General features: G+C 68.4%; 13 protein-coding genes. 8 read left to right on the top strand and 5 right to left on the bottom strand.

Translation table 11 applies throughout. From position 1 onward, the window contains the following. Positions 1-69 precede the first annotated feature (69 nt). Both EV138_RS27910 and EV138_RS27905 read left to right on the top strand, forming a co-directional pair. Positions 70-687, top strand: a complete 618-nt coding sequence (locus EV138_RS27910) for a LysE/ArgO family amino acid transporter (protein WP_133982275.1) — start codon at positions 70-72, stop codon at positions 685-687. 235 nt (positions 688-922) lie between these two features. Next, a complete protein-coding gene (locus tag EV138_RS27905; protein WP_133982273.1) occupies positions 923-1,549 on the top strand; it encodes a DUF6308 family protein in 627 nt (208 codons plus the stop codon). A gap of 6 nt (positions 1,550-1,555) precedes the next feature. Here EV138_RS27905 and EV138_RS27900 read toward each other — a convergent pair whose 3' ends face one another. Continuing rightward, complete coding sequence (locus EV138_RS27900; RefSeq protein ID WP_133982271.1) at positions 1,556-3,094, bottom strand: LLM class flavin-dependent oxidoreductase; 1,539 nt, start codon at positions 3,092-3,094, stop codon at positions 1,556-1,558. An 86-nt stretch (positions 3,095-3,180) separates the two neighbouring features. Here EV138_RS27900 and EV138_RS27895 point away from each other — a divergent pair, with 86 nt between their 5' ends. After that, positions 3,181-3,612: a MarR family winged helix-turn-helix transcriptional regulator gene (locus EV138_RS27895; RefSeq protein ID WP_133982269.1), complete on the top strand. Its 432-nt coding sequence runs from the start codon at positions 3,181-3,183 to the stop codon at positions 3,610-3,612. Here EV138_RS27895 and EV138_RS27890 read toward each other — a convergent pair. Further along, positions 3,602-6,661 (bottom strand): AfsR/SARP family transcriptional regulator, encoded by a 3,060-nt coding sequence (locus tag EV138_RS27890; RefSeq protein WP_133982267.1) that lies wholly within the window; start codon positions 6,659-6,661, stop codon positions 3,602-3,604. The genes EV138_RS27895 and EV138_RS27890 overlap by 11 nt on opposite strands. A 109-nt stretch (positions 6,662-6,770) precedes the next feature. On the opposite strand from EV138_RS27890, the gene EV138_RS27885 reads away from it, so the two are divergent. From EV138_RS27885 to EV138_RS27870, 4 genes are all read left to right on the top strand, one after another. Next, complete coding sequence (locus EV138_RS27885) at positions 6,771-7,346, top strand: NADPH-dependent FMN reductase (RefSeq protein ID WP_133982265.1); 576 nt, start codon at positions 6,771-6,773, stop codon at positions 7,344-7,346. Between the two features lie 27 nt (positions 7,347-7,373). Then, positions 7,374-7,910, top strand: a complete 537-nt coding sequence (locus tag EV138_RS27880; RefSeq protein WP_133982263.1) for a dihydrofolate reductase family protein — start codon at positions 7,374-7,376, stop codon at positions 7,908-7,910. Positions 7,911-8,105: 195 nt separating this feature from the next. Further along, positions 8,106-8,681, top strand: a complete 576-nt coding sequence (locus EV138_RS27875; RefSeq protein WP_133982261.1) for a hypothetical protein — start codon at positions 8,106-8,108, stop codon at positions 8,679-8,681. Further along, positions 8,678-9,490, top strand: a complete 813-nt coding sequence (locus tag EV138_RS27870) for a hypothetical protein (RefSeq protein WP_133982259.1) — start codon at positions 8,678-8,680, stop codon at positions 9,488-9,490. The genes EV138_RS27875 and EV138_RS27870 overlap by 4 nt, the downstream gene beginning before the upstream one ends. A 95-nt stretch (positions 9,491-9,585) precedes the next feature. Here EV138_RS27870 and EV138_RS27865 read toward each other — a convergent pair whose 3' ends face one another. Beyond that, positions 9,586-10,956: an FAD-binding oxidoreductase gene (locus tag EV138_RS27865; protein ID WP_133982257.1), complete on the bottom strand. Its 1,371-nt coding sequence runs from the start codon at positions 10,954-10,956 to the stop codon at positions 9,586-9,588. A gap of 322 nt (positions 10,957-11,278) precedes the next feature. Here EV138_RS27865 and EV138_RS27860 point away from each other — a divergent pair, with 322 nt between their 5' ends. Then, complete coding sequence (locus EV138_RS27860; protein WP_133982255.1) at positions 11,279-11,839, top strand: dihydrofolate reductase family protein; 561 nt, start codon at positions 11,279-11,281, stop codon at positions 11,837-11,839. A 79-nt stretch (positions 11,840-11,918) separates the two neighbouring features. Here the strand turns inward: EV138_RS27860 and EV138_RS27855 are convergent, their stop codons facing one another. Together EV138_RS27855 and EV138_RS27850 are read right to left on the bottom strand one after the other, a co-directional pair. Continuing rightward, positions 11,919-12,596 (bottom strand): hypothetical protein, encoded by a 678-nt coding sequence (locus tag EV138_RS27855; protein ID WP_133982253.1) that lies wholly within the window; start codon positions 12,594-12,596, stop codon positions 11,919-11,921. Then, the gene (locus tag EV138_RS27850; protein ID WP_133982251.1) at positions 12,593-12,946 is read right to left on the bottom strand and encodes a hypothetical protein; all 354 of its coding nucleotides are present in this window, start codon (positions 12,944-12,946) and stop codon (positions 12,593-12,595) included. Before EV138_RS27850 ends, EV138_RS27855 begins: the two co-directional genes overlap by 4 nt. Positions 12,947-13,364 lie beyond the last annotated feature (418 nt).

Here is a 13,364-nt window from a genome sequence, read left to right as displayed (position 1 = left end):
CTCTGCCGTCCGTACGGCGCGGGTCCAGCAGCAGGCCGGCCTGGTGCGGAGGTCGACCCACTCGCGGTCGTGATCGCCGCCCTCGTGGCGGGGCTGCTCGCGGGCTACGGCATCGCCATCCCCGTCGGCGCCGTCGGGACCTACCTCGTCGCACTCACCGCGCGTACCTCGCTGAAGAACGGCGCGTACGCCGCCCTCGGCGTAGCAACCGCCGACGGCCTCTACGCCCTCATCGCCACCCTCGGCGGCTCAGCCATCGCGCCCCTCATCACGCCCATCAGCACACCCCTGCGCTGGATCTCCGCCCTGGTGCTCCTCCTGCTGGCCCTCCGCTGCGCCGCCACCGCACTAGCGGCTCACCGCCGCCACCAGACCTCCAACCACACTCCAGAAACCAGCCCAGCCCGCGCCTACTTCACCCTCCTCGGCATGACCGTCCTCAACCCCACCACCGTCATCTACTTCACCGCCCTCGTCCTGGGCGGCCGCACCACTCCAACCCTCCTCGACCAGATCGTCTTCGTCCTGGCCGCTTTCCTCGCCTCCACCAGCTGGCAACTCCTGCTGGCGTCCGGCGGCGCCCTCCTGGGCCGAGCCCTCACCACCCCCCGAGCCCGCCTGATCACAGCTCTGCTCTCGTCCTTCCTCATCACCGCCCTGGCCATCCACCTCCTCACCCACCCCTGACCCGGCGCCATCCCCTCACCTGCATCGCCGCATGCCTGAGCTGTCAGGGATCGGGTGATTCGAGGTTCGCATGGGGTGGATGGTTACGCGATCCGCGCGAGTGGGCATGTCACCCTGTGGCGGGAGTCACTGGGTCGTCCCCTACGATGCACCGCATCCGGATGTTGCTCGGATTCGGAGTCGGATGGCCCAATCCGGCTGGCGGGTCTGCCACGAAGAGTGTGAGGGTGTGGCCATGATTATCGGCAGTAGGAAGATCGTCGTGGACGAGGCAATCGCGCAGCTGCGGCTGTACGCCGAGACCAACGGTGCGGTGCTCAAGTACTACGACGGTCTCCCCGGCCCGACGACCATCGGCGGCTCCGACCCGGACCGGATCACGCTCGAGGATCTGGCCCGGACGATGGTGGCCGGCTCGGACCTGCGGGCACTCGACTTCCCCTGGCTGCTGGAGGTGGAGGCGGAGAAGGAGTTCGCGGCGGTGCCGGTCGACGCGCGGCTTGAGGACGCGACCCCCGGCAGCCCGCTGTTCGAGGCCGCCACAGCATTGGACGAGAAGTTCTCCGGACACCGCGGCTTCGGTCACGCGAAGAAGTCGAAGCTGTTGCACCTCAAGCGGCCATATCTCTTCCCGGTCAGCGACAGCTTCATCCGGATGACCTACAGCGATGCCTCGGCCGGGCCGGACTTCCTCGCCGCCGTCCACCGCGACCTGGTCAACCCGGCCAACGTCCGCGACTTCAAGCTTCTCCAGGTTCGCCTGATCGCCGAGCCGGCCACCTCCGCGGCGCGGCTCCTGTCCGAAGCCCCGACCCTCCGTCTGCTGGACATCCTCGCCTCCCTCCTCGGCGAGGCGAAGTAGACAGTCCTACAGGACGCCGAGGCGTGCGATGGGCTCTACCAGTTCGCGCTCCTCGTAGGACAGGTGGGACAGCAGCGCGTCGTCGAGGAGGTCCACGGCGGCCCGCAAGCCATCCACGTCGCCGGACCCGTCGACCAGCGCGACCAGGGCCTTGTCGACGCCTTCCAGTACGTCGTGAATGACCAGGTGCTCCTCCTGGAGCCGGTCCACGACCGGAGCGAGCGCTGGGTCGGCTCGGCGGAGCTGGGGGAACATAGAGGCGTCCTCGATCGAGTGGTGCGTGGTCACCAGGCGGCAGTACGACTCGCAGTACACGCCCAGGGTCCAGTTGTTCTGTCGCATCGTCATCGTGTTGATGTGCGATCGCGCCGCACCGACACCCATCGACCCGGCCGCCACCTGCTCGACGAGGTCCCGCACTTGCTCGAGCTCGGCCCGCAGGTGATCGTGTACGTCGATCAGGTGCTGCCCCGACGCGAGCTGGCGAGGCGAGTAGCTGCGAGCAGGGTCCAGCGCGGGCCCGGTCGGCCGGTCCGACTCGTCCCATGGCTGCACAGCACTACGCCGTACGACGGGAGCCGGCGTCGGCACGACGCTGAACGCACCAGACGCCGCCGCAGTTGACCCCACGACGACAGCAGTGGGTGCCTCGACAGCTACGGCACCTGAGCGCTCAGCCGCCACAGCTTCCCGTACTCCGGCGGCGACGTCGGCGAAGCGGCGAATGTCGTCCGGGTCGTCCGACGCCAGGACGTAAGTGCTCATCCCCTCCGTGACGGTCAGCTCGGCCAACTGCTCGATCCACTGGGCCTCAGGTCCTTGCAGGAACCCCCCACCGCGCCCGAACTGTCCGCCGACGTTGTACAGCCGCCGTACGTCGGACGGCGAACGGCCGGCCTCCACAGCAGCCTCGTCGATGATCTTGTTCATCCCCGCGAGCGCCTCCGGCGGCGTGTAGCCGCTGCTGGGCAACCACCCGTCGGCAAGGCGCCCGGTCACGGCCAGCATCCGCGGCTTGTACGCACCGAGCCAGATCTCCACGTCGTGCGCGGGCGCCGGCCCCCGCTTCGCCCCGGACATCTCGTAGTGCTTGCCCGCCAGCCGGATCCCGCCGCCCTCCGGCGTCCACACCTCACGGATGATCGCCAGCGCCTCCTCCAGCGCCTCGACGCTCTCCCCCGCCGTCAGCCGCGGCCCGGCGTTCGCGGCGACCGCGTCCCGGAAGCCACCCGCGCCGAGACCGAGTTCGACCCGGCCGCCAGTGATCAGGTCGAGCGTCGCCACGCTCCGAGCCAGTACTACGGGGTGCCGCAGCGGCAGATTCGCCACGTTCGTCGCGACCTTGACGGACTGCGTGTGCGAGGCGATCACCGACAGCAGCGTCCATGCGTCGAGCAACCGCGGCTGGTACGGATGGTCCTGCACGGTGACCAGGTCGAGCCCGACCTGCTCGGTCAGCTGCGCCAGTGCGATGACCCGCTCCGGGACCTGCACCGCCGGGGTCAGGAACGTGCCGAAGACCAGCTCGTGCCCGTAGTCCGTCATTCGTTGCTCCAGATCCTTCGTGCCACGTAATATTGACCTGACGAACAAATTACTTCGTGCCACGAACAATCACAAGCGGAGACAGCGTGAAGCAGACTCTCGGCGCGGCGAGCGGCCTGGTCCGCCTGACCTTCCTGGTGCAGAACCTGTACGCCGAGGTCGGCCGCGGCTGTGACCTCACGGTCGCCCAGGCCCAGATGCTGTGCGCGCTGACCGAGGAGTCCCTCGGCATGGCCGACCTGTCCGGCGTGCTGGGCCTCGAGCGCTCCAGCCTGACCGGTCTCGTCGACCGCGCCGAGCACCGCGGCCTCGTAGTACGGGAGGGGGATGCGCGGGACCGCCGCGTGGTCAAGGTGACGCTGACGGCGGCCGGTGCCGATGCGGTCCACAAGTTCCACCACCAGTTGACCGAGCGGCTGGACCAACTACTGCAAGATCTGCCCACCAGCGAACGTGAGCGGTTCGCCCGGAGCCTCGGCCGCCTCGTCGCCGACGTTCCGGCGGTCTTCACCGACTAGGGATCAGCGCGAACGCCTCTTCCAGCGACAACTCACCGCCCCGCACATAGGCGGCGTCGAAGCCTTCCACCCGCGCTCTGGCCCGCTCGATGTCCGCAGCCTCCGCAGCGGTCACCACGTAGCCCTCAGCGGTCCGCACCTCGGCCGCGGCACCGAGCAGACAGGCAGCGACCTCAGGCTCGTCCACCAGGGCCGCGGCAAGCCCCTCCAGTGCCCAGCACATGCCACGCCCGGACTCGTAGTCCTGCGAGATCCGAAACGCCTCCGCATGCAGATCGAGCGCCTTCGCGTACGACCCACGCAGCTCGTACGTGTACCCGAGCTCCTCCAACACGATCGACAAGTAGAGCACCGGTTGGTCCTGACGCCGTGCGGCGTCCACCAACGCCTGCAAGCGCTCCTCTGCTTCGTCCAGCTCACCAGTACGCCGGGCCGCGAACCCCAGAACGAGTTCGGTCAACGCCTGCGACGACCGGTGCCCCTGCTCGGTCGCCAACCGCAGCCCGCGTACGCCGTACTCGCGCGCCGCCTCGTAGTCGCCCTGCCGGATCGCCGTCCAGCCGAGCCATCCGAGCTCGGCAGCGACCTCCGGCCACGACCCGAGCTCCTCCGCCATCCGCAGGCCCTCCGTATGGAGCCGCGCAGCCTTCTCGAAGTCACCGACCAGCTCCGCGTGCGCACCGAGCCAGCCGGTCGCCTGCAGCAAGCCCCACCGATCACCCAGCGACCGGAAGATCGCCGCGCTCTCCCTGGCGTCGCTCTCCAACGCCGTCAGCTCGTCCCGAACGTGCGCGTGCTTCGCCCGAGCCACCAGCACCGCAGCGATTCCCCACTGGTCGCCCTCGGCCGTGAACGTCTTCAGCGCGTGCTCCAACAGCTCCAGACACCGCACCAGGTCGCCCACGTCGCTGGCAGTGAAGGCCAGCCACCACTCCGCCCGCGCATCCATAGCCACCAGGCGGTCTCGAACACCGGCCGCGGCCGGATCCCCCTGCAGATACATGAACCCGGCCAACCACGCCGTGACCGCAGGGGATTCGGGCAGTGCCTCCAGCGAGCGCCTGGCCTCGGCAAACCGACCGCGAAGGAACCAGTACCAAGCCAGCGACTCCACCAGCCGTGTAGCCACCTGGTACTCACGGTCGGCTACGGCACCGTCCAATGCACTCCGCAGATTGGCCGACTCATCGTCCAACCGCTGTAGCCACACACGCTGCTCCGCGCCGTGCAGGTGAGGTCGGGCGAGCTCCGCCAGCTCGGCGTAGTACTGCCGGTGCAGGTGTCGAGTCTGCTCGAGTTCGCCGGCCTCGCGAAGCTTGTCGATGCAGTACGCCGCTACCGACTCCAGTAGCCGGTACCGACCACCTGCCTGTACTACGAGGGACCGGTCGACCAGGCGGATGAGTATGTCGAGCACGGCCGGCTCTGAGCAGACCCGCTCGGCCGCGTCCGCAGTACAGCCATCTGCATGTACTGCGAGCCGCCGGAGCACCAGTTGCTCTTCTGGGGACAGCAGGTCCCAGCTCCAGTCGATCATCGACATCAGTGTCTGCTGGCGAGGCGCAGCACCGCGGTGCCCGGTCGCCAGCAGCCGAAAGCGGTCGTCGAGTCGAGCGACCAGACCGTCGACGCCCAGTGCGCGTACGCGGGTAGCGGCCAGCTCCAGGGCGAGCGGGATGCCGTCGAGCCGTCGACAGAGCACCGAGACAGCAGGAGCGGACGCGGCGTCCAGTACGAAGCTCCGATCCGCAGCAACGGCTCGGGCGACGAACAACTGCACGGCACTGAGCTCTGCGAGATCCTCCAGGCCAGTGGCAACCTCTGGGACCTCTAGCGTCGGAACACTCCAGACCGCTTCCCCAGCAAGGCCCAGCGGCTCCCGACTCGTCGCAAGCACTCGCAGCCCAGGTGCAGCGGCCAGTAGCTCGTCGACGAGCGCGGCAGCCTCCTCGATGACGTGCTCGCAGTTGTCGAGCACCAGCAACCGCTCCCCCAGCACAGCCGCCAACCGCGCCACCACGGACTTCCCCGAGCCACCCGCATCCCGCAACTCCAGAGCAGCCTGTACTGCGTCCGTAAGCGACCCGGCGACGTCGAGCGCATCCGGTGCCACTGCGGCCAGTTCAACCAGCACCACACCGTCCGGGAACCTGTCGACCACTCCAGCGGCCGCAGCCAAGGCCAGTCGAGTCTTGCCAACCCCGCCGGGACCAGTGAGGGTCAGCAGCCGATCGCCGGACAACCGTGCCCTGATCTCCTGGATCGCCTCGGAGCGTCCGATCAGTTCTGTCAGCTGCGCCGGCAGATTCGTCCGGGCTGTCGGCTGACGCTCCGGCCGGGTCTGCGGAAGGTTTTGCGCCAGGACCGACTGCTGCAGGGCGACCAGCTCAGGGCCTGGGTCCAGTCCCAGTTCCTCAGCCAGCAGCCGACGTACCTGTTCGTAGCTCTCCAGCGCCTCGCTCTGCCGGCCTGCCCGGTACAAGGCCTTCATATGCGTGGCTCGGAGACGCTCGCGCAGCGGGTGTTGCGTCAGGAGGTCCGCCAACTCGCTCACGGCGTAGTCGCCACAGTCCAGCCGTGCCTCGAAGTACTCCTCCTGAGCGGTCAGCCGTTGCTCGTGCAGGCGGGCGACGGCCGTCTCCACGAACGCTTCGTCCGCGAAGTCCGCATACGCAGGACCCCGCCAAAGCTTCAGTGCCTCGGCCAGCCGCCCCTGCTCCAGGCATTCCGCGAACTGCAGCGCGTCACAGCCGGCGCTGTCGACCTTGAGGGAGTAGCCGGCCGGTCCGGACAACACCAGAGTGCGGCTGCCGGGTTCGGCGTCCTCGAACGCCCGGCGGAGCTGCGACACCTTCGCCGACAGCGTTCCGGCCGGGTTGCCCGGCAGGTCGTCGCCCCACAGGTCGTCGATCAGGCGGTCTGCCGGCACCGGTCGACCCTCGTGGACCAGGAGGTCGGCCAGCAGAGCCCGCACCTTCAGCCCCGGCACCGTGACGGCCACCCCGTCGTCGGTCCAGGCCGTCACCGGTCCGAGCACCCCGAAACGCATGGCCGCACCCTATCTTTCCGCCGCGTGACGGCCGACCGGAAAGAAACCGTAAACCCTCTCCGCCAGAGTCAGGAACATCAACAGCAAGGAAGGGAGGAGGTGAGCGGCAATGAAGTTGCGGCTGGCGGTGATCATCGCGAGTACTCGCAGAGGACGGTTCGGGCCGACAGTGGCCGAGTGGTTCGCACGGCAGGCTGCCAAGCGGGCCGATCTCGACGTAGACGTCATCGACCTCGCTACTGCCGACCTGCCGCCCACGCTCACCGGCACTGACGAGCCGACGCCCGCCACGGTCGCAGTACTGGCTCCGCGCCTTGCTGCCGCAGATGCGTTCGCTGTGGTGACACCGGAGTACAACTGCAGCTTTCCTGCGCCACTGAAGACCGCACTCGACTGGTACTACGACGAGTGGCATGCCAAGCCGGTGGCGATCGTTGCCTACGGCCGCGAAAGCGGTGGCCTGTACGCCGTGGCGCAACTTCGGCAGGTGTTCGCCGAACTGCAGGCGGTCACCATCCGCAACACCGTCACCTTGCCCTGCTACTGGGAACAGTTCGCCGCCGACGGCAGCTGGCCCCGCCCCGGCAGCGGCTACGACGCCGCCGCCAAGCTGTTGCTCGACCAGCTCGTCTGGTGGGCCCAAGCGCTGAGGGATGCGCGCGCGAAGCGTCCCTATCGACCCTAGAAAGCCAACCCTGGAAAGGAACGCGTCATGAGGAAGTTGCTCGAGTCAACCTTCGTCACCCTGGACGGCGTCATCTCCGACCCCCACGTGTACAGCCCGCCGTACTGGGACGACGAGCACAGTGCGTACTCCGTGTCCCTGATGGAAGGGGTCGACGCGCAAGTACTCGGCCGTCGTACGTACGAAAGCTTTGCCGAGGCGTGGTCGCAGCGCAGTGGTGACCCGTTCACTGACCACTTCAACGCGATGCCGAAGTACGTCGCGTCCCGCACGCTCACCGAGCTGACCTGGAACGCACAGCTGCTCGAAGGTGACGCTGTGGAGGCAGTGCGCCGGCTCAAGGAGCAGGACGGCGGGACGCTGATCAAGTACGGCACCGGCGAGTTCTCCAAGGCCCTGCTGGACGCCAAGCTGGTCGACGAGTACCACTTCTGGGTGTTCCCGGTGGTCGCCGGCAGTGGTGACCGGTTGTTCGACGGCCAGTCGCTGACCCACCTGGAGCTGCTCGACTCGACCACCTTCAAGTCCGGCATCGTCGTGCACAAGCTGGCACCGAAAGCCTGACGGCGCGGTGGACGTCCGGAGACCCTCGGGGTGCTCCGGACGTTTCGCATTCCGTACAGGGACGGCTTGTGGGGGTTCGGCCTGGGTACTGGGGGATGTACGGGGACGAACGGCGTACCGGAAACGGTGGCCGGGTTAGAGGTCCGGCGATCCGCCCCAGATCGCAGGCCTGCCACACGTCGGACTGGAGGTCTGATGGGAACCGTCATCACCATCATCGTCATCGTCGCGGTCGTGATCGTCGCCGCGGCGGCGTTCTACGCCTTCCAGCGGAGAAGGTCGGGCCAACTGCAGGAGCGGTTCGGGCCGGAGTACGACCGCACGCTGGAGCAGTCGGGTGATCGCCGGGCTGCGGAGCGCGACCTGCGCGAGCGCGAGCACCGGCGGTCCAAGCTCGACCTGAAGCCGCTGAGTGCCGAGTCGACAGCGCAGTACCGGGTCGAGTGGGACCAGCTGCAGGGCGGCTTCGTCGACGCACCAGGAGACTCGGTGGCCAAGGCCGATCGCCTTGTCCTGCGCATGATGCGCGAGTCCGGCTACCCGGTCGACGACTTCGAACAGCGTGCCGACGACATCTCCGTCGACCACCCCGAGGTCGCGCAGAACTATCGGCAGGCCCACCGCATCGCGGTCGAACAGAGCCGCGGCCAGGCCGACACCGAAGATCTGCGGCAGGCCGTCACGGCGTACCGGCGACTGGTCTCCGTACTGCTCGACCACGGGGACGAACGGCACACCACGGGAACGACGGACAGCAGGGAGCAAGCATGACCACGCCCGACAACGAACGCACACCGACCTCGCAGGCAGTGGACGACGACCGTACTGCGTACTCCGGTGAAGCGAACCGTAGTTCTGACTACGCAGCCGAAGGGGACCGTGCTGCGTACGGAAACGACGACCGGCTCGGCGACGGCGACGCTCTGAACAGTTCGCGCGACGACCGTGGAGACGCTCTAGGTGGCGCTGCGCGGGACGACTCCTCGCGGGACGACTCCTCGCGGGACGACGCCTTGGGCAACAGCTCGCGCGACGACTCCCTGGGAGGCGACGCGTCCCGTGACGACGCCTTGGACGCGACGCCTGGGAGCAGTGGTGGCGGTCTGGGTGGACCGGCTGACAACCGTGGCGACGACTCGTACGACCGCCCGACCGCCGGCCCGGTCGACGATACCGTCGACAGCGACCGCGGGTTGGGCGACACCAACGACCAGCGTGGGCTCGACGACACCAGTGCCAACGAGCGGGGTCTGGGCGACATCAGCGAGCAGCGGGGATCGGCGCAGTCCGACAACGAGCCGGATGTGAGCCCGGAGGACCCGTTGGTTCCGGACGATGTCGTCGTGGACTTCCGGGCCCGCTGGGATGTCATCCAGCAAGGCTTCGTCGACGATCCGCGGTCCGCGGTGACCGACGCGGACAAGCTGGTCGGCGACGTGCTGCAGCGACTGTCGAACACCTTCGACAAGCAGCACCAGAGCCTCGAAGGCCAATGGGCCGACGGCGAACCGTCGACCGAGGACCTCCGCGGCGCCTTGCAGCGCTACCGCGCGTTCTTCGACCGCCTGCTGACCTTGTAATCACCTCCGAACCGGCCGCCGCAGCCCGCTCTCGAGCTCGCTGCGGCGGCCGCTGTACGTCGTACCGTCAAACGCGACCCGACGTTCCGCAGTACCTAGGGAACGATGTTCTGGTTGAGGTGGAACAGGTTCTCCGGGTCGTACTTGCGCTTGACCTCCACCAGCCGGTCGTAGTTGCCCTTGTAGTTGTCGGCGACGCGCCCCTGGTCGTCGTCCGCCATGAAGTTGACGTACCCGCCGGACTCCGAGTGCGGCGCGACCGCGTCGTAGTAGTTCCGGACCCACTCGATCCCCGCGTCGTTCATCGCCGGGTCGGGCCACATCCCCGCGATCACCGTTGCGAAGTTGGCATCGCGGTACGCGAAGGCCGTCGCGTCGGCCGCCACTCGATGGCACGCTCCGTTGATCGGATAGATGTGCACGGTCGAGTTGACCGCGGGTAGCCCGGGCGCGTGTTCCAGGTGCGCCTGGATCGCGTCGTCGGTCAACTCGGTGACGAAGTTCGCCTTCCAGTAGTGCTGCAATCCCGCCGGCACCAACCCGTCGAACGCGGCGTTCAGCGCCGGATACGGCATCGGCCCGACGTGCTCGGCGACCACCGGCGCGAACTCGCGGAACTGCGCGATCTGCTGCTCACCCTTGTCCGGGCTGCCGGCCCAGCAGCCGACGATCAGCGCGAACGGATCGCCGTGCCGGTCCTCGGGGATGAACGGCAGCGGCGGCGCGAGCTGGAACGCCGGGAAACCACCGAGTTGCTCCGGCGCGTCCTTGATCAGGTCCCGGAACCCGGCCAGTACCGCGGCGGCGTCCGACATCTCGAACAGCATCGGCCCGCCGTAGATCGTGTCGACCGGTTCGAGCCGGAATTCCAGCGCCGTCACGACGCCGAAGTTGCCGCCGCCACCGCGCAGGGCCCAGAACAGGTCGTCGTTCTCCTTCTCACTGGCGATCAGGAACCGCCCGTCCGCCGTCACCACGTCCGCCGAGATCAGGTTGTCGCAGGACAGCCCGAGCCCGCGCGCGAGGTACCCGATCCCGCCGCCGAGAGTCAGCCCAGCGACCCCGGTCGTCGAGATGATGCCACCGGTCGTGGCCAGCCCGAACGCGTGCGTGGCCGCGTTGAAGTCGCCCCAGGTCGCTCCCCCGCCGGCGCGGGCCGTTCTGGTGTAGGGATCGACGCGGACCTGCCGCATCCTGCTCAGATCCACGACCACACCGTCGTCGACGGTCCCGAACCCGGGCACGCTGTGCGAACCACCGCGAACGGCCAGTTCCAACCCGTTGCCGGCGGCAAACTTCACCGCAGCCATCACGTCGCCGGCGTTCTCGCAGCTGACCACTACTCGCGGATGCTTGTCGTGCATCGCGTTGTAGACCTTGCGCGCCTCGTCGTACCCGTCGTCCCCGGCGGCGTACACCGATCCCCTGGTGCGCTCCCTCAAGTCCTCGATCGTGCCTTCGCCCATGACTCCTCCAAAGCCGAGCGGGCCTTCACCTCTCGACCGGCGTGCATCGCGGGCACGCCGACCAGACCGGCGAGCCTCCGTCGGCAACGGCGCGGAACCCTCCCCAGAGAGCGCCAGTTCCCCCGACGGCCGCCAGACCTCCCCCTGACAACCTCGTTCCCCCCGACCTTCCCCCCGCTAAACCGTTTAGTCAATCCCTCGTACCGCGGGGTGCTCGACCCGTCGGCTGCCTAAAGTTCCGACCCGGATGTCAAACCAGCGCGATGGGCTCCGACTCATCGGCGAGAGCGGCCGACAGGGCCCGGGAGATCAGGAGCACCTCATGCGCAAGATCATGTACTACGTCCACCAGTCGGTCGACGGTTTCGTCGAAGGACCGAACGGAGAGTTCGACTGGGCCTCGCTCGGGCCCGAGCTGTCCGACTACTCGTTGAGCCTGGCCGAGCGCGCCGACCTGTTCCTGTACGGGCGGACCGTCTGGGAAATGATGTCCTCGTACTGGCCGAACGCGGAGTCGATCGGGACCGACGAGCACGGGCTCGCCTTCGCGCCGATCTGGCGCGAGATGCCGAAGGTCGTGTTGTCGACCACGCTGGAAAGCGCCGACTGGAACGCGCAGATCATCCGGGACGCCGAGGCGCTGCGCGAGATCAAGGCCCGGCCCGGCAAGGACATCCTGCTCACCGGCAGCTCGACGGTCGCCGCGGCGCTGACCGATCTCGGCTTGCTCGACGAGTACCACCTGATCGTCCACCCGGTCGCCCTCGGCGGCGGCAAGCCGGCGTACCACCCGGTGAAGGAGCGCCTCGCGCTGAAGCTGGCCGAATCCCGCACCTTCGACAACCGCACCGTCCTCCTCCGCCACGACCTCGCCACCGCCTGACGGCCGGCGCTCGGCCGTCGGCGGCCGGTCGATGAGCCGGGCTCGTCCCCCGAAGCGAGCCCGGCCGACAACCGTTCCGTCAGACGTCGGTGTCCGGTCGTTGGAGGATCGCCCACCCCACCGCGGCGAACCCGACTGCCTGCAGCCCCCAGCCGATCAGGTCGATCGTGTGGTTGGGGACGATCACCGCGGCGAAGAAGTGGATCGGCTGCGAGGCGATCACCGCCACCGCCGCCCAGCGCGCGACCACTCGCGTCCGCCACAGCGCGATCCCGAGCAAGATCGTCCCGACGACATGTCCGAGGACGAAGAACACACCGGCCACGGCACCCGATGGATGCAGGTGGTCAATCAGCCGCGTGATCGCTCCCGCGTCCAGGCCGGCTTTCGCACCCGCGAACATCAGCTGATCCTCGGCGATCAACCAGCCCAGTGCGAGATATCCGGGGACCAGGAGCAGCATCGCGACCAGGGTCATGCGCGGCGCCCGCTGGCGAGTCACCCGGCTGACGGCGTACGCGGCGGGCACCAGCGTCAGTACTGCGATGAAGCCGAGCCACAGCACGAGCGACATTCGTCCCGTTGCTGCGATCACCTTGTTCGCCATGGCGGTCGAGTCGTCGACCGTGTAGTACGGCAAGGCGTATCGCAGTACGGCGACCGCGGCGGGGCCGATCGGCAGCAGGAGCGCCACCGCGTAGCTCGACAGACCGCGCCCGCCGACGCTGTTCGTAGTACGAGCGGCTGTCGTTGTCATCGCACACCTGCGAACTCGCGCGCCGGCAGGAGAACGAGCACGGTTCCTCCGACAGCAAGCGCGACGGTCACCCCGGCGGCAACCAGCGCTGCAGCGGGCACGTCACCGACGAAGAACGCCGGGAGAGCGCTCGCTGCGGACAGAACCCGCAGCACGATCAGCGGTACTACGGCCCGCCGCTCACCACGCCAGGCGAGCACCACCAGCACCAGGCTGATCAGCCCGAGAACCGCCCCGATCAGCGCGATCGACATCGGCGGGTGCTCACCGTCGGTCAGCAACGGACCGGCCAGATCGCCGACCGACAGCAGTCCGAACAAGATCAGACCGGCCCGAAAAGTACGAGACATCAGAACCTCCCCTGTGGAACCCGGTGCTCACGCTCTCTCGAGCTGCCACCGGGGTCGCCCCGAAGCGGGCGTGTCACCACCGTCGCGCCCGGAGGCGCCCGCCGCCTGGGCAGCGGTTCACCGGGCGGCGGGAGCTTGCCCGGAACATCCGGGAACGCGTTCCCGGGACGCCGGGAGCCCTCGAGGAGCACACTGATTCCCATGACGGAAGGCGAGGCCCAGTCGCCCCAACAGACCACCCCAACGGCGGTCCCCCATCCCCTGCCCCGCCGACGACCCCTCCGCCGCCCAGCCCCCAAGAGCGCCGCAGCCCGGCGGGGCGAGGCCCAGGGCGGCCCGGCCAGCCGGCCCGAAGTCCGGCGCTGGGCGGTGTGGCGGTGGGTTGGCTGGCGATGGGTCGCTGTTGGGTTGGCGGCGT

It is taken from the genome of Kribbella voronezhensis, from assembly GCF_004365175.1.
In the GTDB taxonomy this organism is placed as follows: Bacteria; Actinomycetota; Actinomycetes; order Propionibacteriales; family Kribbellaceae; genus Kribbella; species Kribbella voronezhensis.
Note: the sequence above shows the minus strand (reverse complement) of the source record. Positions and strands in the feature narration are given on the sequence as shown.